We start from the raw sequence: 21,116 nt of genomic DNA on the forward strand, positions 1-21,116 counted from the left end.
GGGTCACCTATCGTCGAGCATGAGCCGCGATCAGCCCTCAGTAGTTCCTGCCTCCAGTCGCACAACTACGCAAGCGATGCGTACAACCTTCCCACGTTTCCCCCCTCGTCGGTCGCCGTGTTTGCAACGTCGGGGACCCTTCGACGGTCATTGCTCGTATCTCGCGCTAACATCGATGGTGCGGCACAGACGAGCGTGACGACCTCCGAGCCGAATCGGCCGGTCCCCGATCAACAAAACCGACCAACAAGAGGCAGCCGACAACTCAGGCTGCGAAGGTGTGGTGGCACCGCGACGAACCCGATCGCCCACACCTCCCGGGACGCAACCAGGAGGTGTAATTGATGTCACGCATTCTTGTTTCAGCACTACCTGCGATGAACACGTCTGAGTCCGCCAAGTCCGTGACCGTTGAGGGATGGATTCATCGGCGCCGCCAACTCGCATCCGTCACGTTCGTCGTTGTGCGCGATCGATCGGGGCTTGGGCAGGTTGTCGTGACCGATCCCATAGTTCGAGAACAGATCTCGGAACTGCCGGAGGAAACGGTGGTCCGTGTGACCGGGTCGGTGGCCGAGAACACGAAAGCGCCCGGCGGTGTCGAGATCGTCGACCCGACGATTAGCGTATTGGGCGCTCCGGCACAGCTTCAACCGGTCGAGTTGTGGCGACCGAAACTCAGCGCCACCCTGCCCACCGTTCTCGACCACGCCGCGATCACCTGGCGCCACCCCACCCGACAGGCGGTGTGGAAGATCGCCGCCGCGTCGATGACCGGGTTCCGCCGACATCTCGACAGCATCGGGTTCACCGAGGTGGCCACCCCGAAGATCGTGGACCAGTCCACCGAATCCGGGGCGAACGTGTTCACACTGGACTACTTCGGGAAGGACGCCTACCTCGCGCAATCACCCCAGCTCTACAAACAAATCCTCACCGGGGTGTTCGAGCGCGTCTACGAAGTGGGACCGGTGTTCCGAGCCGAACCACACGACACCGCCCGGCACCTGGCCGAGTACACCTCCCTCGACGCCGAGTTCGGCTTCATCAACGATCACCACGACGTGCTGGCGCTGCTGCGCGGCACCCTCGCCGCGATGATCGACACCATCCGCCACACCGCCGGCGACGCAGCAGCCACCGCGGGCATCGACCTCCCGGTCGTGCCCGAACAGATCCCGGTCCTGCACTTCTCCGAAGCCCTCGACCTTGTCGGTGCCTCACCGCACGAGCCCGACCTCGCGCCCGAACACGAACGCCTCCTCGGCAAGTGGGCGAAGACGCAGTTCGACTCGGACTTCCTCGCCGTCGAGGGATACCCAGCGGGCAAACGCCCCTTCTACACCCACCCCCAACCCGACGACCCGCGGTGGACGAACTCGTTCGACCTGCTCTTCCGCGGCCTCGAACTCGTCACCGGCGGACAACGCCTACACAACCACGCCGACTACATTGCGGCGTTGGCCGCCCGCAGCGAAGACCCGGCCGCCTACGCCCCGTACCTCGAAGCGATGGGAAGTGGCATGCCCCCGCACGGCGGGTTCGCTATCGGCCTGGAACGGTGGGTCTCCCGACTCCTCGAAGCCGACAACATTCGATACGCCACCCTCTTCCCCCGGGATATCCATCGGATTCGCCCCTGAGAGGCTGTTGAGCAAGAGAAATGGTGCGGGTCACTGCGTCCCCTGCGCCGATAAACCATCGGTTACCCGCTTCGCGAACGATGACCGGGATGGATCGTCCGAACGTCGGGCGTCGATCCGTTCCACAAGCGGATCGACGAGAGCGACGGTTGGCGGTGTTAGCGTCCCTGCCATGACGACATTCGTGGTTGACCCGACGAACGCAGGCTTGGGATGACCGACTCCGAGATCGAGATCACGGCAGAGCTGGTAGACGATCTTCTCGAGGACCAGCATCCGGACCTTGCAGGGCTGGCCATCCGCAAGGTAGTGGGCGGCTGGGACAACCACATGTGGCGCCTTGGGAATGAGTTGGTCGTGCGCATGCCGCGCACGGAACGTACCCCGGATCTCCAGCGCAAGGAGCGCCGGTGGCTGCCCGTCCTGGCCCCGCGCCTTCCGCTCTCGGTTCCGACCCCTGTGCGGATCGGTGAGCCGTCCGCGCGCTTCCCGAGGCCCTGGACCATCATGACGTGGGTTCCCGGCGAGCCACTCGACTGCGCCTCGATCAGCCGCGGCGACCACGCGGCCGACAGCCTCGCGCGCTTCCTCTCGGCGCTCCATGTAGCGGCGCCCACCGAGGCGCCGCCCAGTTCGGACCGCGGCGCTCACCCCAAGAAGTGCACGGACGGCTTCGAGAAGTTCTTACAAGCCGTTGCCCCCGGAAGCATGTCCGCCGACGTCCACGACATTCGGGACGTCTGGGACGATGCTGCTGCTGCCCCCGAATGGGAGGGCCCGCCGGTATGGCTGCACGGAGACCTCCACCCCGCGAATGTCGTCGTCTCGGACGGGACACTCTCGGGCGTGATCGATTTCGGCGACATGTTCGCCGGCGATCCGGCGTGGGACCTCGCGGCCGCGTGGCTGCTCCTTCCCGCGGGAACGGCATCACGGTTCTTCGACGCGTACGCGCAGGCGGACGAGGCGACGATCCGGCGCGCCCGAGGATTGGCTGCCCTGAAAAGCCTTTTCCTCATCCATATGGGCCAGAACGGGGAACGAGGCCTTCCTGGCGGCAAGCTGACATGGGGACCCGCAGGCCGGGCGGCGCTCGATCGTGTTCTGACCTCCAGCTTGGACCGACCCTCTCCCGCATAGGCCCCGCGCCCATCTCGGAGCGAGGCGGAAGGCACAACGAATGGTGCCGGTGTCCTAGCTCCGGCACCAGTTGCAAACTCCTTGGAATGGAGTGCCGACGACCTGGCTCCGATGAAGGCACCACCAGCGGGACAGTCCGGCCCGACAGCGCGCCGATGGACAGGTGGGTTCCGCTAGCGGATCGTTAATCGGGGAGCCTTCACGCGACCATCTCGTTCGGCGGGACGACTGCGCACACCTTGCGCAGCTTGGTTCCCGCGCGTCACCAAGGGCGAAGAGTCGGAGGAATGCAGATGGATATCGAGTGCCAGATCGGCGCGAATCGCGCCAACTGGGACGAACGCGTCGATGGCCACCTCATCGCGTACGACGTGGACGGATTCGTCGACACCCCGACTCGGCTGACCAGCATCGTCCGGGCGGATCTCGACGCGATGACCCCACACCTACCCGACCGAACGCCAGCCGGACTCACACTCGTTCACCTGCAATGCCACATCGGGCTGGACACGTTGAGTTGGGCTCGCCTCGGCGCCAACGTGACCGGGGTCGACTTCTCACCCAAGTCCATCGAGGCCGCCACCGATATCGCCCGACGGGCGAAGCTCTGTGCACGGTTCGTCGAGAGCGATGTCGACCATGCCGCCGAGCACCTCGGCGAGCAGTTCGATGTCGTGTACACGGGAATCGGGGCCCTCCCGTGGCTGCCCGACCTCGCTCGATGGGCACAAGTGATCGCAGCACTGCTGCGACCGGGTGGACTCTTCTACATTCGCGATTCGCACCCGACACTCAATGCCCTCGACTACGACCGCCCCGATGGTGAGTTGGTGCTCCGGCAGCCGTACTTTGCCGCCGGGGCGTCATTGCGCTACGACGACGGCACAACGTACGCCGACCCGAACATGGTCCTCACCAACGCCACTACCTACGAATGGCCGCACTCACTATCGGAGATCATCGGCTCGCTGCTCAAGGCCGGGGCCGACCGTGGAGGCGTTTCGCCGACTGATGGACCGGCCCATCTTCAGCTACGGCACCGTCGACAAACGCGGGAACCTCGAGCTGCGTAAGCCTGATGGCAGCGTCGGGCTCGTCGACTTCGCGTTTCTTGCCAGGAAAGCTCCCGAACCGTTCAAGAGTGAATGGTCCGGCGGCAAGGGCCGCAACGTCCACCACAAGTTCGTCGTCACCGACTTCAGCCTGCCGACGGCCAAGGTGTTCACCGGCTCGAGCAACTTCTCGCCCTCCGGCGAGGCCGGCAATGGTGACCACCTGTTGATGATCGAGGACCAAAAGGTCGCAACCGCCTACGCGATCGAGGCCGTGCGCGTGTTCGATCATCTCCAGTTCCGCAACCGGATGCGCGCCGCGTTCGGCTCCAACGCCCGCCGGCTCGCTACCGCCACCGCGCCCAAGGTGATCACCCTGCAAAAGCCCACCGCGATCAGCGGCGCGGACGAGGCCTGGTTCGACCGCTTCTATGACCCCCAGAAGCAGGCATTCCGCGACCGAGTCCTGTTCTCCACCTGACAGTTGCCTCCCTGCAAGTGCTCCTCGTCGATGCGGTTGATTACGGAGTCCCCCTTGGTCGACCGGCAGGCCTAAACTAACTAACGGGCCTTGATTGCAACGCATTGTGCAGGGGACTTCGGTGGCGCCGTGGGAGTCGACCATGGTTGTACGCCCACAACACGAATACCGGGCCGCACGGTGCCTCCATGGCGGACAATCGCAAGATGCTTGTCGGAGTCCCTCACCAGCCCCGCCGGTACGCATCGACGCTGTGCAGGGCGCACCCTCGTTAGATGTCGGCACGAGATACGTTCCGTCGCGTCGATCCACGATGTGCGACGAACCAGATCGCGGGTGGAGCGGCGCCGACAATTGAGGTCCCGACGGATGCGGATGGACCCGAGACGGGCGCTATACGGCTCTGCGATTCGGGGAAACCCTGTTCCTGCAAGGACTTCGGCCGTCGATCGGGTCGGTAGGTGACGCCTACGATAATGCCCTGGCGGAGACGACGATCGGGTTGTACAAGGCCGAGTGCATCGCCGACGATTCCCCGTTCCGCAAGGGGCCGCTGCGCACCATCGGTGACGTCGAGGAGGCCACCTCGGCGTGGGTGCACTGGTACAACACCGGCCGGCTCATGCATCGTCTCGGGCGGATCCCACCGGCCGAGTACGAAGCCAAGTACTACGCTGAACACCGTGCCGATCAACCGGTCGCACACAAATGACAGTGTGTGCATGAGACCCGGGATGGTTCACCTTGAGGGCGCCGAGCTTGAGGGCCTTGAGAAGGGTGATCAGGTCGGCGCCGATCGGATCGACCGGGCCGGAAATGGGTGCGGGTGGGGTGGTCATCGTGGCTCCTTCGTGTCGGCGTTGCCGCCGAGGATCACCGTCAGATGCCCGGTCCTCTCGGTGGCAACCCCGGTCCCGGCAGTGGCAGGGGTGGTCCTCTCGGTGGCAACGCCGGTCCCGGTAGTGGCAGGGGTGGTCCTCTCCGTGGCGGAGGTGGTCCCAGAGGTGGCAGGGGTGGTCCTGTCGGTGGCGAACTCGGCGGGGTCGCGGGTGAAGCGGGACGGTGCAGCCGACCCGGCGGCCGGCAGCAGCGGTGTGGTGGTCTCGGTGGCGCGTTCGAGCATCGAGGCGATCTTGCTCACCGACACCACATCCAGATCCAACGCCGTGCTGCACGCAGCTTCGACCGGGCCGGGCCCGTAGCGACGGACCAGCCCGAGCAGCCGGTAGACCGCCCGCATCCGGATCCAGGGCAGCGGATCGTCGAGCAGTCTTTCGGCGTAGATCCCGACGGCGCGGCCGTGCCCGGCGCAGGTGCCGATCAGCCGGTCCAGATCCCGCATCGCGTATCCGACCTTCTCGGTGGGCAGATCCTCCGGGTCCGTGCTGCGCCCACCCGCGGGCTGGCGCGGATGCACCTTCACCAGGGTTCCGCGGGCGTAGAACTTCACCAGCGCACTGTCCGCCCGCACCTCGAGGATCGAGCCGATCCACTGTCCCGGGATCGAATACAACGCCTTGGCGACCTCGGCATGAAATTCTCGGTGCACCTTGACCTGCTTGAAAATCGGCACGTCGTAAACCGGCGGAACAGGCAGCAGCATCGGTGCCTCGTCCTCGTCGAACACCTCGAGCGGGCGGGCGGCGGTGCTGCCGTGGGTCCGCATCCCCGCGGTGTCACGGCACCACGCTTCGGCACGCTGTTGCGCCTCGGCAAGATCCGCGAATTCCTCACCAGCCCAGTAGTTCCCGCGTACATATTGAACTGCGCGCTCGACCCTAGGTTTATCTTTCGGGGACCGGATCCGGGCCGGGTCGGTGACGAACCCGGCGTGCTGGGCGTAGTCCAACCAGCCCTGCGACAGCCGCGGATTGACCGCGTCCGCCTCAGTCACCACCGGCTTGAGATTGTCCGGGATGAGAACCTTGAAGACACCGCCGAAGAAGGTCCACGCCGCCTCGCAGCCGGCGATCACCGCCGCCAGGGTCTGCGAGTACGTCAGCCACACGAACATGTGCCGCGAGTACACGGCGGTGAAGATCAGTGCGTGCACCTTGCGGCGCCGCCCGGTCTCCGGGTCGGTCAGATAGCCCAGGTAGCCGAAGTCGATCTGGCATTCGCTGCCGGGATCGCCGTCGACCACCCGGACGGTGGTGTCCCTGCGGCCGAAACCGCACCGCTCGGTGGCGAATCGGTGCAACGTCCGATACGGGACCACACAGCCCTGGCGGGCCAGCAGCGTGTCGATCTTGGTGATCGTCAGCGGTGGATGGTTCCCGTCGCCGGCCACCCACGCGGTGATCTGGTCCTCGAACCCCAACAGCTGGTCCCAGGCGGACCCGTGCCCACTGGGGCGGGCCGGGCGCACCGCCTCGATCACCGCCCCGATCAGCCCATCGTCGAGGGCCCAGGCCCCGTCGGTGCGCTGCAGCCCCGCCGCCTGCGCGGCCTCGACGTACCGGCGCGCGGTCTTGCGGTCCACCCCGCAGTGCGCCGCGATCGTGCGTAACCCCGGTGGCCGGGACCCGGGCACCCCGAGCCAGACGCGGAGCACTTCCTTGACTTCGTTCACGTTGACCTCCCGAAAAGCCATGCCCGTCCGCCTTCGTGACCGGGGATACCGACACGACGATCAAACGAGCCATCCGACGGGACTCCGGCGCGACGCGCCGGGGTGGTCCCATAACTGGCAATCCGAGTGGTCCCATGATGGTGGCAGAAATCAAGTCAGACCGGTCCCATGCTCATGGCAGGCGACAATCGGTACTCGATCCCTCACGGTTTCAGCCGCTCGGGACACTCCCTCTCGCCCCCTCATCAACCCAGGTGGGCAGTATCGGTCCGCGCCTTCTCACGTTCCACGCAAGAGCGGCAGATCGGGCTCACGTCGCCTGTATGCCGGACACCGCCTGGCCAGTAAGCGGGACTCCCGCCAGACTCATCCCGGGACTATCCGTATACCCCGGTTCTGATGTCATCCGAACCTGTTACGACATTTCAACGGCTGTGACGCTCGTCTTCCCGATCCCTGCCTGACGCATCATGTGCGCCTTTTCCCACATCGCTCACCACGACGGTCTTCAGCCAACGCAGCAGTGGGCGGCTTGAAGCCCTCCCCCGCAGGACGGCTCCGAGGGGCCATACACCCTCATCTCTTACGCAGCACCGCTTCAAGAAGCTCTTCCTACATCAAGCTCCTTTCAACGTTCGTGACACACACGGATCCAGGTTTAGACGATATGAGGGGCTGGGCTGAGGCCCCACGCACATGTGAACGTGGGTTGCCGACAGGAAACGGGTCCTGGCCGGTAGAGCCACAAGATGTGGGAGGCCCCCAGCGATGAATCAGCGTACGAGCATTGGATTGGATGTGCACGCACGATCGGTGGTCGCCTGCGGCCTCGACGGGCAAACCGGTGAGCTGTTCGAGCGAAGATTGACACCGGATCATGGCGAAATCGTGGGCTGGAGCAGGTCCCTACCGGCTCCGGTGGCGGTGACCTACGAGGCCGGGCCGACCGGCTTCGGGCTGGCCAGGTCACTGACCGCGGCGGGCATCGAGTGTCTGGTCGCGGCGCCGTCGAAGCTGCAGCGCCCGCCCGGCGATCGGGTCAAGACCGACGCCCGTGACGCGCGGCATCTGGCTCGTCTGCTGCACCTCGGGCAGATCGTCGAAGTGACGGTGCCGAGCGTCGAGCAGGAGGCGGCCCGCGATCTGGTGCGTGCCCGTGAGGACTGTCGTCGGGATCTCATGGCGGCCCGGCATCGGGTGTCGAAGTTGCTTCTGCGGCAGGGGATCGTCTACTACGGTGGCCGCGCGTGGACGAAGGTGCACGACACCTGGCTGCGCACCCAGCACTTCGACGCACCCGCTCTGCAGCTGGCGTACGAGACCGCCTACGACACCATGCTCGCGGCGGTGGACCGGCGGGATCGGCTGGATGTGGCGATCGCGGCGATGGCCACCGACAGTGACTACACCCCGGTGGTGACTCGGCTCGGCTGCCTGCGTGGGGTCTCGACGCTGACCGCGTTCGGGTTGGCCGTCGAGATCGGTGACTGGCAGCGCCTGACCGGACGCTCGATCGGCGCCTACCTCGGGCTTGTGCCCACCGAACACTCCTCCGGTGCGTCGCGCTCGCAGGGATCGATCACCAAGACCGGCAACGGCCACGCCCGGCGGCTGCTGATCGAGGCCGCCTGGCACCACCGACCCCGGTATCGTCCCGGAGCGGAGCTGCGGCACCGCTGGGACCAGGCCAGTCCTGCGGCCCGGGCCCGCGGACAGCAAGCAAACCAGCGCCTGCACGCCCGCTGGTCCGGGTTCGACGCCCGTAACAAACGCCCCGCACTCGCGAACACCGCGATCGCCCGCGAACTCGCCGGCTGGTGTTGGTCGCTGGCAGTGCTGGATACCTGAAAAGCCGGTTCCCCGTTCCGCATCCCCCGGTTGCGAGTGTGGTCGTCGACTCGTCGGGTCGGTATTTTTCAAGGTGTTTGAGTCCAGTGGGAGTTATGCGGCGGGTTGATCCGTTTCGGGTTCGGCTGCGGTGGCGTCGGTTGCGGGTTTGTTGATCCAGGCGTCCGTGGGCAGGTCCAGGATCTTCGGTGTGATGCTCGGTGTACCGAATCGTTCGGGGTGGTCCAGGCGGGCCCGGGCGAGCACCGTGGTCCGTTCGGTGGCCTTGTGCGTGGCCAGGCCGAAGTGCACATCGGCCGGGGTGTGCAGGCCGATCCCGGTGTGCCGATGGTCGTGGTTATTGAGGTTCCCCCCAAACAGCGGACAGTTGGTTACGCGGCTTGGTCCGAACCGGACACAGTCAGAGATCGTTCGTAGTCATCCGGGCTGAGCATCCCGATCGACGAGTGCCGACGACAACTATTATAGGATGCCATCCATTTGTCAATGGCAGCAACCAATTCCGATTTGGTGGCGAAAGTATGCCGGTAGTAGTGTTCGTGTTTGAAAGTGGACCATAGCGATTCGGCGCCAGCGTTGTCCCAACACACCCCGGTGCGGCCCATCGAACGACGTAATCCATACCGGGTGCAGGTGGATTCCATGGCGTTGGCCGTGTATTGCACGCCGCGGTCGGAGTGCACAATGGTTCCTTCGCATTTTCCGCCGCGAGCCGCGACCGCCTGCTCGAGCGCATCGGTGACCAGCTCGGTCCGCATATGGTCATCGACGCACCAGCCGAGCGCCTTCTTCGAGTGCTCATCCTTGAACGCACACAGGTACATATCGCCTTCGCCGCAGGTCAGATAGGTGATGTCGGACGTCCACACCGCGTCGATCCGGCCCTGATCAAACTTCCGCTGGACCAGGTCGGGCGGGAACGAGGCGTTCGGGTCGACGACAGTGGTGGCCATGTGGAAAGTCCGGGGGCTGATCCCCGAGAGGCCGATCTCGGTCATGACCTTGGCCACTGTCTTCTCCGTGACAACTTCGCCGGCGGCACGCAGGTCTGCAGTGATCCGCGGGGCACCGTACACACCATCGGAGGCACGGTGAAAGTCGACGATCTTGACGGCAAGGTCCGCTCGCCGTTGCCGTCGTGGAGTCAATTCGGTTGCAGTGGAACGTTTATGGTGTTCGTAGTATCCGGAGGTCGACACACTCAGCAGGCGCGTCATACGGGTAATCTCGGTGTCGGCGCACTCCATGGCCATCAGCTCGAAGCGCTCTACTTCTGATGTTGTGCCGCAAAGTACGCCGACGCTTTTTTCAAGAATGCGTTGTCCTTTTCCAGCTCGGTGACCTGCTTGCGCAGTCGGGTGAGTTCGTCTCGCTCGGCCGGACTTAAGGGCGCTTGCCCCTGGGCGGTGGCCGCGTCGACGCGGCGGCGTTCGTCGGCGACCCAGGACCCGAGTAGCGATTCGTTCAGGCCGAGGTCGCGGGCGACCGAGGCGATCGTGCGGCCCGAATCGATGACTCGATGGGCTGCCTCGACCTTGTATTCGGTCGTGTACGACCGACGGGAACGGGACATGTGAACATCCTTCCAGCGAGACCTCAGGTCCCGCTATCTCGGTGTCCACTATTCGGGGGGAACCCCATATACCAATCGGTGAAGGAATCGATGAACTCTCGCGCATGATGGATGGATCCGAAGCGTTCCGGGAACGCCGGTCCGTACTTGAGGGTCTTGAACAACGATTCCGAGTTATGGCGAATTCGAGATAATTCAGATTATGCCGGGTCTGTGATTATGCCGAGGATGAACCCGTGTGAGCGGGTTCGCGCTGGTCGGAGGACTGCCGCGGGCTGAACCGTTCGGCATAATCACGTAGCCGATTGATGCTTACTCTGTACAGATTTTCCGTTCAGAGGAGGCCGAGATGAAGATGCGACAGTCGGTAGGCGATGCTGGTCCACTTTCGTTGTATGCGGAGGGGTTTGGGGAGAACCTTGAAGGTAGGGGCTATGCGCCGGACTCGGTTCGCTGGAGGCTGCGGCAGCTCGCAGCACTGGATCGTTGGTTACGCGACCATCGTCTGGCCGCCGGCGATCTGGATGCCGCGTGCGTGGATCGGTTGGTCGCGGCCCGACGGGCCGAGGGGAGAACGACATTGGTGGCAGTCGCGAACTTTTCGGTTCCGATCTCGTACTTGCGCGAGATCGGCGTTGTGCCGCCTGAGGTCTCATCGCAGTTGGATCCAGTCTCACAGATCCTCGAGCGGTATCGCAGCTATTTGGTCAGCGAGCGTGGTCTTGTCGAGAGTTCGATATCGGTCAACCTGCGTGTCGCCGAGAGCTTCTGCAGAAAGCAAGCTCTCCGGTTGGAGGAGCTGTCGGCAGCCGAGGTCACCGCATATATTGTGGCGTTCTCCGCACGCTCGAGTATCGGGTGGTCGAAGAAGACGGTGAGTGCGTTGGCATCGTTTCTGCGGTTCCTCCACGTCACAGGCGTCACCGCCCAACCGCTCGCCGCGGCGCTGCCGAAGCTCGCCGGACATCGTCGCACCGTGCCATGTGAACTCGACGAATACGATTTCGCACGTCTGCTCGGGGGCTGCGACTGCAGCCGCGACGTCGGGTTACGCGACTGTGCGATCTTGACGGTTCTATGGCGGCTGGGACTGCGCCGTGGTGAGGTGGCCGGGTTGAGGGTCGATGACATCGACTGGCGGCGTGGTGAAATCACGATCCGAGGAAAGGGCCACCGCCACGAGCTTCTCCCGATGCCCATCGACGTCGGTGAAGCGATCGTGCGGTACCTGCACGATGGTCATCGTCGGGTCCCGCCGGGTTGCCGTGCGTTGTTCGTTCAGGTGAGAGCACCAGAGGGCGCGATGAGTCCCGACGGTGTCGGTGACGTGGTGGCACGGGTGTCCCGTCGCGTTGGGCTACCCGCGATGGGTGCGCATCGGCTCCGGCACGGCACCGCGACCCAGCTGGTGCGCAACGGCGCGTCCTGGCCCGAGATCGCACAGGTCATGCGGCACCGCACCGTCGCGGTCACTGCGTCCTATGCCACTGTCGACCCTGTGCTGACGAGCGAGTTGGCGCGCCCCTGGCCGGGTGCGCTATGACCGACGTTGCCGCCGCGGTCGACTCCTATCTCGCCATGCGTCGCGGTGTGGGCTTCGCGCTCGTCGATGCCGGATCGTTGTTGCCGGACTTCGTCGGCTACCTGCACCACAACGGCGCTGAGCATGTCAGCACCGAACTGGCCGTCGCATGGGCAATCCAGCCCGTGAACGCCGGGTCGATCTGGTGGCGTCAACGGCTGGGGATCGTGCGCGGCTTCGCCGAATACCTGCGCACCATCGATCCGGACACCGAGGTGCCGCCACGGGACCTGCTACCGGCACGCCAGCAGCGGGTTGCGCCGTACTTGTATTCCGCCGCCGACATCGCGGCGCTGATGGCCGCTGCCCGGGCCCTGAACCCGCCGCTGCGTGCCGCGACCTACGAGACGTTCATCGGGTTACTTTCGGTCACCGGCCTACGACTGGGAGAAGCTCTCGCGCTCAACCGCGACGACCTGGACAAGAAGCGATTACTGCTCATTGTCCGGCACGCCAAGCGAGGAGGCCGAAATATACCTTTGCACGAGACGACCTTTCGTGCCCTGCAACACTATTTCGAGGGTGTCGACCGTTGCTTCCCGCAACCCGTGTCACCGTCGGTATTCGTTTCGATCCGAGGCACTCGGATGAACAAGGACTCGATACACGCGACGTTTCCCGCACTGATCGACAGGGCCGGGCTGACCGGGCGCGGGCAACGACCCAGGCCCCGGATTCACGACCTCCGTCATACCTTCGCGGTTCGCCAACTGGTCGACTGGCACCAACAGCACGCCGACGTCGATGCCCGAATACCACTGCTGTCGGCTGTTCTCGGGCACAGTGATCCCGCATCCACGTACTGGTATCTCGAAGCCGCACCCGAACTCTTCGCCATCATCGGAAGGCGCCTCGAAGACTTCCTCGGAGAACTGCCATGAGCCCCCTCGCACCCACCCTGCAGAAGTTCTTCACCGACCGCCTTCTCACCCAACGGCAGGTCAGCCCGGCAACCATCGCCGCCTACCGTGACACGTTCCGGCTGCTCCTCGGATTCATCGCCGACAGAAAGAAGCTCGCTCCGGAGAGCTTCGACTTCACCGACCTCGATGCCCCGACGATCGGCGCGTTCCTCACCCATCTGGAAAACGAGCGAGGCAACAGCATACGGACCCGCAACGCCCGCCTCGCCGCGATCCATTCGCTGTTCAGGTTCGCCGCGCTCGAGCACCCCGAACATGCCGATCTGATCTCGCGTGTCCTGGCGATCCCACAAAAACGGTTTGATCGAGCAATCGTTGCGTTCCTCACCAAAGAGGAGGCCGAGGCGATCCTCGCCGTTCCCGACCGAGACACCTGGATCGGTCGACGCGACCACGCGCTACTCACCGTCGCAGTCCAAACCGGTTTACGTGTCGCCGAACTCACCGGTCTGCGCCGCGACGACGTGGTGCTGACAACCGGGCCTCACGTTCGTTGTCGCGGCAAGGGCCGAAAACAGCGATCCACACCTTTGACCGCCGGCGCCGTCACCACGCTGCGAGAGTGGTTGAAAGCACATGACGCCCAACCCGACTCCCCACTGTTCCCGAGCCGACATGGCACACCGCTGAGCACCGATGCCGTTGAATGGCTGGTGAACAAACACGCCACCGCCGCGGCATCTCACTGCCCATCGTTGGCGACCAGACGAATCACCCCTCACGTCCTTCGCCACAGCGCCGCGATGTTCTTACGCGAAGCAGGCGTGGATATCTCGGTGATCGCGCTGTGGCTCGGGCACGAAAGCATCGCCTCCACACAGATCTATATGCACGCCGACCTCGCGGTCAAGCAACGCGCCCTGGACAGGTCCACACCTCCAGAAGTGACTCCGAACCGCTACAGACCTTCCGACTCACTGCTTGCCTACCTCGACACACTCTGAATTATGCCGAACGGTTCAGCCCGCGGCAGTCTCCGACCAGCACGAACCCGCTCACACGGGTTCGTGCTCGGCATAATCACACACCCGGCATAATCCGAAAACGGGTTATCGTTGGAGACCCGCGGGCGCGAGTGCGACCGGGTCACCTCGAGGTCGGCGAGCAGGGTGGCGACGGTCTTGCTGGTCATCGAGGTACCTCGATCGGCGTGCACGACGTTCGGGATCCCGTGCACTGCAAAGATTTCGGTCATCATCTCCGCGGCGAGGAGTCCGGACTCGTGGGTTTGCACATGTGCTCCGACGATGTACCGAGAGAAGATGTCGATCATCATGTACGCGTCGAAGTAGGTGCCCTTGACCGGGCCGGCGAGCTTGGTGATGTCCCAGGTGTAGACCTGTCGGGGTGCGGTCGCGGTCAGTTCCGGGCGGGCGCGCGCGGGATGGCGGGCCTGGCGTCGCCGCTCGACGACCTGCGCGTTGTCCCGCAGGATGCGGTACATCGTGGACACCGAGCACAGGTAGGTCCCGTCGTCGAGGAGTTGGGCGTACACCTCGAGCGGCGCCTGGTCGACGAACCGGTCGCAGTTGAGGGTGTCGAGGACGGCGCGGCGCTCGGTGTCGGTGAGCTTGTTCGCCGGTTCGGGTCTCGTTGTGGGTTCGGTCCACGCTGGCGCGTTGCACACGGCACTCTTCGCCCGTGCCGCGGTGGATCGGACAACGGATGTCAATGCGGTGGCGTCCCTTGTTGTCACACCGGCATCGGTGAGTTCGTGATGGGCGAGCCTCAGCGCCGCTTCCGCTGCTCGTCGGTGTCCGCGCTCTCGGAGATCTGCTCCAAGAGCGCGTGAGCTTTTCCCATGATCGACAGGGCGGCCTCGGTGGTGGCCAGTCGCTTCGTCTTGATGTCGAGCTCGCGTTGGAGGCGGGCGATCTCCGCTTGCTCGGCGGTGAGTTTGCCGATCTTGCCACCCGGTTTCCTGCCCTCGAGGACCCCGGCGTCGCGTTGTTTGCGCCACTCGCTGATCAGCGAGGAATGCAGGCCTTCCCGACGCAGGTACGCGCCGCCGCCGGTCCCGTCCTGGCACGCCTGCTCGTAGGCGGCCAGGTGCGCGAGTTTCTCGGCGGGGGTGAAGGTACGCCGCTTGTGTGGGCCGCCGGCGCGGGGATGGGTGGGGTCCATCCCGCCATTGTCCTCGATCGGCACAGTGCTGGAAATCGTCATCGTGGGGTCGATCCGTATCTCGCCCTGCAGGCGGGGTTGCTGTGAACCACTGGACTCAACTCACCCTGACACACAGGGGGTGGCAAGGTCGGTTCTCCTCGCTGCGCTGCGGGGACTCCACCTTTGCCCCCTCGTCGCCGACGACCGGTGAGGCAAGGACCGGGGAACGGGAACGGGGAACCCCCACAACGTCCGGACGAATCATGCGGTGGTGACGGCAGCGCCCGGGAGTGATCCGCGAGACGACCTATGAGCAATCCTCAACTGTACGTTGGGGATCACGCTCGACGTTAGACCAGCGATCCACTCCAGCCGAACAACCGTCCTGCGGTACCCAACCCGCGAATATCAGAGTTGACCACGCGTCGAAACCGACACGCTCGCCACCACCCCAGATCCGACCGGGCCCACAGAGGCGGCGCCCACGACGACGGTCCTGGACGCCGCCTCGCCCTGCGCCCTTGACAAACCCGCGTACATATCAGGTCCCGGCGCGAATCGTTGGGCTGTTCTCGGCAGCTACTCGTTCGCGTCCGTCTATGTCGTCAAGGTTGCGGTTGTGCGTGTTGGCGCCGAAGACGCCGATGACCAGCCCGGCAACTGTTGAGAACAGGGCCGCTGCTCCGAAGGCGCCGGCGAAGCCCAGCATGGCGACGACTGCTGCCGTGATGAAGCCACTGGCGATTCCCGCGGCGCGGCCGACGCCGTTGGCGAGGCCCGCCCCGGACCCGCGCAGTGTGGTGGGGAAGTTCTCGGGTAGGTAGGCGTACAGCACCTGGAAGGTGGTGACGAAGAACAGTTGGGTTGTGAATCCGGAAACGACGAGGATGGCGTAGTTGTGGGTGTATGCGAAGGTGGTCACTGCTGCTGCGGCGAGCAGGCACAGCACCATGCAGGTCCGCTTTCGCTCCCAGCGGTCGGTGATCGGCAATGCGAGAAGTGTCGCAGCCAGCGGTGAGGCGGAAAGGACGGTACTGACGGTCAGGGCGTCAGAAATGGTGAGTCCGCGGTCGACTAATAGGGTGGGTACCCAATTGTTGAAGCCGTAGTAGCCCAGGAGGAAGAAGATCATCGCAACGCAGAGCACCACCGTACGCCGCCGGTATGGGTCGATGAACAAGTCGGTCATCGGTTGTGGCGCAGTTGGTACGGCAGGTGCGGGTGCTGGCAGCGGCGATCCGGTGTGTGCGGTGACTTGCTGTTCGAGTGCTGTCACGAGTTGGTCGGCGCGGGAGGTCTTTCCGTTGCTTTCGTCCCAGCGTACGGATTCCGGCAACAGGAACGGTACAAATATCACGGCGAGGAGTCCGATGCCGCCCAGGACGAACACCCAGCGCCAGGTCTCGGGGCCGGCGGGGACGATGATGCGGGCGGCGAGGGCCATGGGTGGCATGCCGAGGGAGCCTAGACCGATGACAAGGGAGATGTATCGGCCGCGTGACATTCGGGGGAACATCTCGGCGACGTAGATCAGTACGACACCGACGACGGCTTGCAGGCCCGCGCCGGTCAGAGTGCGGAGGACGGCGAACACCTCGTAGTTGGGTGACAATGCGGACAGGATGGAGGCGATTGAGAAGACCACCGTTCCCGCGATCAGCGTGGGGCGACGGCCGAATCTGTCGGACAGTCTGCCGCCGACTACGGCGCCAATCGCCATTCCCGCGAAGGCGCATGAGGTCAAGGCACCGATTTGCGTGGTCGACAGGTTCCAGGTTTGGCGCATAGCGGGTATCGCATAGGACAAGCTGAATATATCGGCCCAATCGCACGCGTAGATGAAGCTGAGAATTGTTATCCACACCCAGTGAGAGCGGGTGATGCGGGGCAGGCGTTCGAGCCGGGCGGACGCAGATGCGGGGCGCGTGGTCGGGGGGCTGCTCGGGGGGTCGACGATATCCATTGCGCTCTCCTAAGAGCAGATGGGTGGATAAGGGGTGGGTTGTCATGAAGGGGGCCGTATTTCGGGCCCGGTGACGCCGAGGGGGGCGGATGAGCGGAAGGAAGATTGAGCTGCTCACCCTGATGAATGACGGCCGCTGGCGCTCCGACGGATCGGGTGCCGCGGACTTCTACTGGCCTGTACGGCGGTTGGTGTTGGCCGCTCGAAACTGGTCAATGTTGGGAGGAAGGCCATCTTTGGGGTGTGTGCGGCCGGCGCCCGGGCTTGTCTGAGCGCCGACCGCACCAGAATGGGTCTAGGTCGTCTGGGGGTAGTGAGTTTTGATGAAGTGCTTGCTAATTCGTTCGTCGGCGAGATCTCTGGTGACGAGGTCCGGGTCCCGGTCACACGCATTTCCGATGCCACCGCCTCCGGCTGTTTCGCGCAGAAATTCGTCGCCTGGCTTGAGGGACACGAGGGTTTTCGACGGGAGGACTCGCTCGTGTTCGGTTCCAGGGTTGAGCACGAACCAGCAGGGTTGTCCGTCGGCGGCGCCGTCTACTCCTCCTGGTCCAGATGCCACCTGGTCGCCCCGGATCATCAGTTCTCCTCCGAGGTCATGGAGCCGGAAGCTTCGCCGTAGACCCAGACCGCCTTGGAAGCGGCCGGCGCCGCAGGAATCGGGTCTGAACTCGAAGGAGGTGAATTCGATGGGGAACTCGGCCTCGAGCGCTTCGATCGGGGCATTCATGCAGTTTGAGATGTGGACGTCGGTTCCATCGATTCCGTCGTCCTGGGGTCGCGCCCCCAGCGCGCCGGGCATTACCTCGAAGAAGATGGGAGCGGGACCCTCACGGCGATCGAACTGCAGGCTCATCGTCATGTTTCCGCAGCTGCCGGCCGTGTAGCGGTCGGGTGTGAAGGTGGCGCATGCCCGTAGTAGGGCGTCGACGATGCGGTAACACGTCTGCATTCGGCCGCCACACGCGGTCGGCGAGAGCGGATTGACGATGGTTCCAGACGAAGCGATGATTCTCACCGCGCTGTTCAGGCCGTCGTTGGCCGGCAGGTCGGGTCCGAACACCGCTCTGATGACATACAGCGCGGATGCGGTCGTTGCGCTGAGGACTGAGTTGATCGGGCCTTCGGTTTGGGGGGAACTGCCGGTGAAGTCCACGACCAGCTCATCGCCGGTGATCTCGACTGCGACCTTGACGGTCAGGGGACCGTTGCCCAGTCCGTCGTCCTCGACGAAGTCCGAGCCGGTGCCACGTGCGTCGGGCAGTTCGGCGATTCTCCTTCGGAATTCTTGCTCCGTGGACTCGATCGACCGCTCCATGGAAGTCAGCACATATGAGGTGCCGTGTTCGCTCACGATGCTGTGGACTCTGGAAACGCCGAGCGTATTCGCCGACAACTGTGCCTGCAGGTCACCGAAGGTGACTTCCGGCAGGCGTACGTTCGCAGCAAATATGCTGGCGAACGTTTCGTCCATGACCCCGTTCCGATATGCAACGACCGGAGGGATACGCAGGCCCTCTTGGAAGATGTTCCGGTTGTCTCCCGCCACGCTACCGGCGACGCGCCCACCCACGTCGATGTGGTGAGCAACGGAGCCCACGTAGGCGACAACGTCTCCTTCGACCACGACCGGGCTGAATAGCAGGATGTCGGGCGTGTGTTGAGCGCCGCTATAAGGGTCGTTGACGAGAACAGCGTCGCCAGCCGCCAATCGGCCCTCGAAGGTGCGGAGAGCGGTTTTCAGAGCCATATCCATCGAGCCCATCTGAATGGGGATATGAGCCGCTTGCGATACCAGCCGACCCGAGCGGGTGAAGATGGAACAAGAGAAGTCTCGCTCCTCGCGGATGATCGTCGAGTATGCGGCGCGCTGGAGGACACGTCCCATCTCAGCGCTGGCGGCATCGAGCGAGTTGTTGATGATCTCCTGTGTGATTGCGTCAAGCATTGTTGTACCTGTCTGTCGGGGGAATTAGGAAGCCACTTCGATGACCAGGTTGCCGACCGGGTCGACTGATGCGGTGTCGCCCTCAGGGACGAAAACCGTTGCGTCGGGCTGCTCGATCACGCACGGCCCGGCCACGCGTATACCTGCGGGAAGGCAGCCTCGGCTGTAGATACTCATCGTGACCGAGCTGCCGTCGGGGAGCAGCAGCGGGCGTGTGGCCGACTCCGACGTGTCCATCGAAGGCCGACGGTCTGGGTTCGCTGCGAGGGCGGGCTTCGGCAGCACACCCATGGCCTTCACCCGCAGGTTCACGACCTCGACCGGTGCGCCCGGCCTCGAGTGGCCGTAGGCGGCCTCATGTGCCTGGTGGAACCGCTCGACCAGAGACTGAGCGTCGAAACCTTCGTCTTCTTGGAGCGGTACGGCCATCACCGTGTCCTTGGGGACGTCGACCTCGAGTTCGAAGGCTTGGCCGTGGTAGCGCATGTCGACACTGCGGATGGTTCGCACGTCCTGCGGCTGGACACCTTGAGCGCGCAGCGCTTCCTCACTGCGCGTCTCCAGTTCGCGGAACTGCGCTGCAGCGAGGTGAGGATCGAGAGTGTCCAGCGGGGTCAGGATGGTCCGCACGTCATCGCGGCGAACGTCCGCGTGCAGCAGTCCCCGGGCACACAGCGTGCCTGCATCCAGCGGGATCACGACCGTCTTGATGCCCAGCAGCCGGGCAACCTGGGCAGCGTGCAACGGTCCGGCGCCGCCGTAGGCGACCAGGGTGAATTTCCGCGCGTCGTGCCCACGCTGCACCGACACCGAACGGATGGCATGTCGCATGTGGTCGTTGGCAACTGCAATGACGCCGTGCGCCGCCTGAGCGAGACTCAGGCCCGCAGGTTGCGCGATGTCTTGTTCGAGCACTCGGCGTGCCTCGACATCGTCCAGGCCTCGGTTCTGCCCCAGGAAGGGTGCATCGACGAAGGTGCCCAGTACGCGGTGTGCGTCGGTCACAGTCGGCCGAGTGCCGCCCTTGCCGTAGCAAACGGGGCCTGGATCCGCGCCGGCGCTTTCTGGGCCCACCCGCAGGGAGCCCCGTTCGACCGATGCGATCGAACCTCCGCCGGCACCAACTGTGTGGATATCCAGCATCGGCAGGTGAACCGGGAAGTCGCCCACCGTTCCCCCAACGATCTCGGTTGGACGCCCACCCACCACCAGCGCAACATCACAGCTCGTTCCACCCATGTCGAAGGTGATCAAGTCGCCATATCCCGAGGCACCGGCCACCGCGACAGCTCCCACCACGCCTGCGGCCGGCCCTGACAACAGGGTCGAGGCCGCCAAGCGCCCCGCCGCCTCGATCGAGAGCACACCGCCGTTGGACTGCATCACACTCGGGGCAACTCGTACGCCGAGTGCTGTGAGGCGACGACGTGTCGCATCGAGGTATCGGCGCATGACCGGCATGACGAACGCATTCGTCACAGTCGTGCTGGTCCGTTCGTACTCGCGATATTCGGGTCGAACTTCCGATGACAGGACCACAGGGAGATCCGGGAAAGCGTCTTTGGCGATACCAGCTACCGCTCGTTCGTGTTCGTCGTTCACATAGGAGTGGAGCAACGTCACTGCTACGACTTCGGCGCCCCGTTCTACCAGTGCAGTCAGCGCCTGGCGAACAGCGGACTCGTCCAGCGGAGTGGCCTTGGTTCCATCGGCGAGCACACGTTCGGGAACACCGATCCTCAACCTGCGTGGAACCAACGGCTCCGGACGGCGATAGGTAAGATCGAAAACGTCCTCGCGGTCCTGCCGGCCGATTTCCAAGACATCGCGAAAGCCCTGTGTCGTAATCAATCCCACACGCGGGCCCCGCCGTTCCAGCACGGCGTTGGTGGCGACTGTAGTCCCGTGTCCGAAGCGGACGATGTCATCACCCTTTCGGTGAGACTCTCGCAGGATCGCCTCCACGGCATTGCTCACCCCGACAGAGAAGTCACCGGGTGTGGAGGGCACCTTCCACGACCAGCTCTTCCCCGTGTCTCGGTCGAAGAGCACGACGTCGGTGAAGGTCCCACCGACATCCACCCCGATATGGCAGTTGCTCAGATCGGTCGTGCTCGTGTGATTCCGCTCAGTCATGCTCTTTGGCTCCTTAGTTGTCACGCGGTGTGCCAGCATCTGCACGCCGCCGCAGATCGATTGGTGTAGAACACGGCCACCGCCGCTCACGCGAGTGCGAACCGACCCCGAAAATGAGTAGTCCGAAGTGTGGCCGGCCCACGGTTTGG

General features: G+C 64.3%; 17 protein-coding genes and 1 pseudogene. 9 read left to right on the plus strand and 9 right to left on the minus strand.

The genetic code is table 11. The annotated features are described in order from the left end of the window. The first annotated feature begins 377 nt into the window (after window positions 1-377). From aspS to ACFWAY_RS24940, 5 genes and pseudogenes are all read left to right on the plus strand, one after another. Window positions 378-1,643, plus strand: a complete 1,266-nt coding sequence (gene aspS, locus ACFWAY_RS24920) for an aspartate--tRNA(Asn) ligase (RefSeq protein ID WP_378512515.1) — start codon at window positions 378-380, stop codon at window positions 1,641-1,643. 213 nt (window positions 1,644-1,856) lie between these two features. Beyond that, window positions 1,857-2,783 carry an aminoglycoside phosphotransferase family protein gene (locus tag ACFWAY_RS24925; RefSeq protein WP_378512516.1) on the plus strand — a complete coding sequence of 309 codons (927 nt, stop codon included), beginning with the start codon at window positions 1,857-1,859 and terminating at the stop codon, window positions 2,781-2,783. Window positions 2,784-3,076: 293 nt separating this feature from the next. After that, complete coding sequence (locus tag ACFWAY_RS24930) at window positions 3,077-3,856, plus strand: class I SAM-dependent methyltransferase (protein WP_378512517.1); 780 nt, start codon at window positions 3,077-3,079, stop codon at window positions 3,854-3,856. Further along, window positions 3,795-4,316, plus strand: coding sequence for a phospholipase D-like domain-containing protein (locus ACFWAY_RS24935; RefSeq protein WP_378512518.1), 522 nt, complete (start codon window positions 3,795-3,797; stop codon window positions 4,314-4,316). The genes ACFWAY_RS24930 and ACFWAY_RS24935 overlap by 62 nt, the downstream gene beginning before the upstream one ends. Before the next feature lie 391 nt (window positions 4,317-4,707). Further along, window positions 4,708-5,028 (plus strand): annotated as a pseudogene (locus tag ACFWAY_RS24940) (integrase core domain-containing protein); the annotation flags it as partial. A 123-nt stretch (window positions 5,029-5,151) separates the two neighbouring features. On the opposite strand, the gene istA reads toward ACFWAY_RS24940, so the two are convergent. Next, window positions 5,152-6,909, minus strand: coding sequence for an IS21 family transposase (gene istA, locus ACFWAY_RS24945; RefSeq protein ID WP_378512519.1), 1,758 nt, complete (start codon window positions 6,907-6,909; stop codon window positions 5,152-5,154). A gap of 747 nt (window positions 6,910-7,656) precedes the next feature. Between istA and ACFWAY_RS24950 the strand changes: the two genes are divergently transcribed. Then, window positions 7,657-8,736, plus strand: a complete 1,080-nt coding sequence (locus ACFWAY_RS24950) for an IS110 family transposase (protein WP_378512520.1) — start codon at window positions 7,657-7,659, stop codon at window positions 8,734-8,736. Window positions 8,737-8,829: 93 nt separating this feature from the next. Here ACFWAY_RS24950 and ACFWAY_RS24955 read toward each other — a convergent pair whose 3' ends face one another. The 3 genes from ACFWAY_RS24955 to ACFWAY_RS24965 form a co-directional block, all read right to left on the minus strand. Further along, window positions 8,830-9,027 (minus strand): hypothetical protein, encoded by a 198-nt coding sequence (locus ACFWAY_RS24955; protein ID WP_378512521.1) that lies wholly within the window; start codon window positions 9,025-9,027, stop codon window positions 8,830-8,832. 80 nt (window positions 9,028-9,107) lie between these two features. Then, window positions 9,108-10,052: an IS3 family transposase gene (locus ACFWAY_RS24960; RefSeq protein ID WP_378512542.1), complete on the minus strand. Its 945-nt coding sequence runs from the start codon at window positions 10,050-10,052 to the stop codon at window positions 9,108-9,110. After that, window positions 10,004-10,309, minus strand: a complete 306-nt coding sequence (locus tag ACFWAY_RS24965; protein WP_378512522.1) for a transposase — start codon at window positions 10,307-10,309, stop codon at window positions 10,004-10,006. Before ACFWAY_RS24965 ends, ACFWAY_RS24960 begins: the two co-directional genes overlap by 49 nt. A gap of 661 nt (window positions 10,310-10,970) precedes the next feature. Here ACFWAY_RS24965 and ACFWAY_RS24970 point away from each other — a divergent pair. From ACFWAY_RS24970 to ACFWAY_RS24980, 3 genes are read left to right on the plus strand one after another with little or no spacing between them, the layout of a single operon-like run. Then, complete coding sequence (locus ACFWAY_RS24970; RefSeq protein ID WP_378512523.1) at window positions 10,971-11,852, plus strand: tyrosine-type recombinase/integrase; 882 nt, start codon at window positions 10,971-10,973, stop codon at window positions 11,850-11,852. Next, complete coding sequence (locus ACFWAY_RS24975) at window positions 11,849-12,772, plus strand: tyrosine-type recombinase/integrase (protein WP_378512524.1); 924 nt, start codon at window positions 11,849-11,851, stop codon at window positions 12,770-12,772. The genes ACFWAY_RS24970 and ACFWAY_RS24975 overlap by 4 nt, the downstream gene beginning before the upstream one ends. Then, the gene (locus ACFWAY_RS24980; protein ID WP_378512525.1) at window positions 12,769-13,758 is read left to right on the plus strand and encodes a tyrosine-type recombinase/integrase; all 990 of its coding nucleotides are present in this window, start codon (window positions 12,769-12,771) and stop codon (window positions 13,756-13,758) included. Before ACFWAY_RS24975 ends, ACFWAY_RS24980 begins: the two co-directional genes overlap by 4 nt. Here the strand turns inward: ACFWAY_RS24980 and ACFWAY_RS24985 are convergent. The 5 genes from ACFWAY_RS24985 to ACFWAY_RS25005 all read right to left on the minus strand — a co-directional run bounded on the left by ACFWAY_RS24985 (window position 13,740) and on the right by ACFWAY_RS25005 (window position 20,967). Continuing rightward, window positions 13,740-14,510 carry a transposase gene (locus ACFWAY_RS24985; RefSeq protein ID WP_378512526.1) on the minus strand — a complete coding sequence of 257 codons (771 nt, stop codon included), beginning with the start codon at window positions 14,508-14,510 and terminating at the stop codon, window positions 13,740-13,742. The genes ACFWAY_RS24980 and ACFWAY_RS24985 overlap by 19 nt on opposite strands. 32 nt (window positions 14,511-14,542) lie before the next feature. Next, on the minus strand, window positions 14,543-14,980 hold the full coding sequence (locus tag ACFWAY_RS24990) for a transposase (protein ID WP_378512527.1): 438 nt from the start codon (window positions 14,978-14,980) through the stop codon (window positions 14,543-14,545). Window positions 14,981-15,461: 481 nt separating this feature from the next. After that, complete coding sequence (locus ACFWAY_RS24995) at window positions 15,462-16,883, minus strand: MFS transporter (protein WP_378512528.1); 1,422 nt, start codon at window positions 16,881-16,883, stop codon at window positions 15,462-15,464. Window positions 16,884-17,178: 295 nt separating this feature from the next. Then, on the minus strand, window positions 17,179-18,831 hold the full coding sequence (locus ACFWAY_RS25000; RefSeq protein WP_378512529.1) for a hydantoinase B/oxoprolinase family protein: 1,653 nt from the start codon (window positions 18,829-18,831) through the stop codon (window positions 17,179-17,181). A 24-nt stretch (window positions 18,832-18,855) separates the two neighbouring features. After that, window positions 18,856-20,967 (minus strand): hydantoinase/oxoprolinase family protein, encoded by a 2,112-nt coding sequence (locus ACFWAY_RS25005; RefSeq protein WP_378512530.1) that lies wholly within the window; start codon window positions 20,965-20,967, stop codon window positions 18,856-18,858. Window positions 20,968-21,116: the final 149 nt, after the last annotated feature.

It is taken from the genome of Rhodococcus sp. NPDC059968 (assembly GCF_042738615.1).
GTDB lineage: Bacteria > Actinomycetota > Actinomycetes > Mycobacteriales > Mycobacteriaceae > Rhodococcus_F.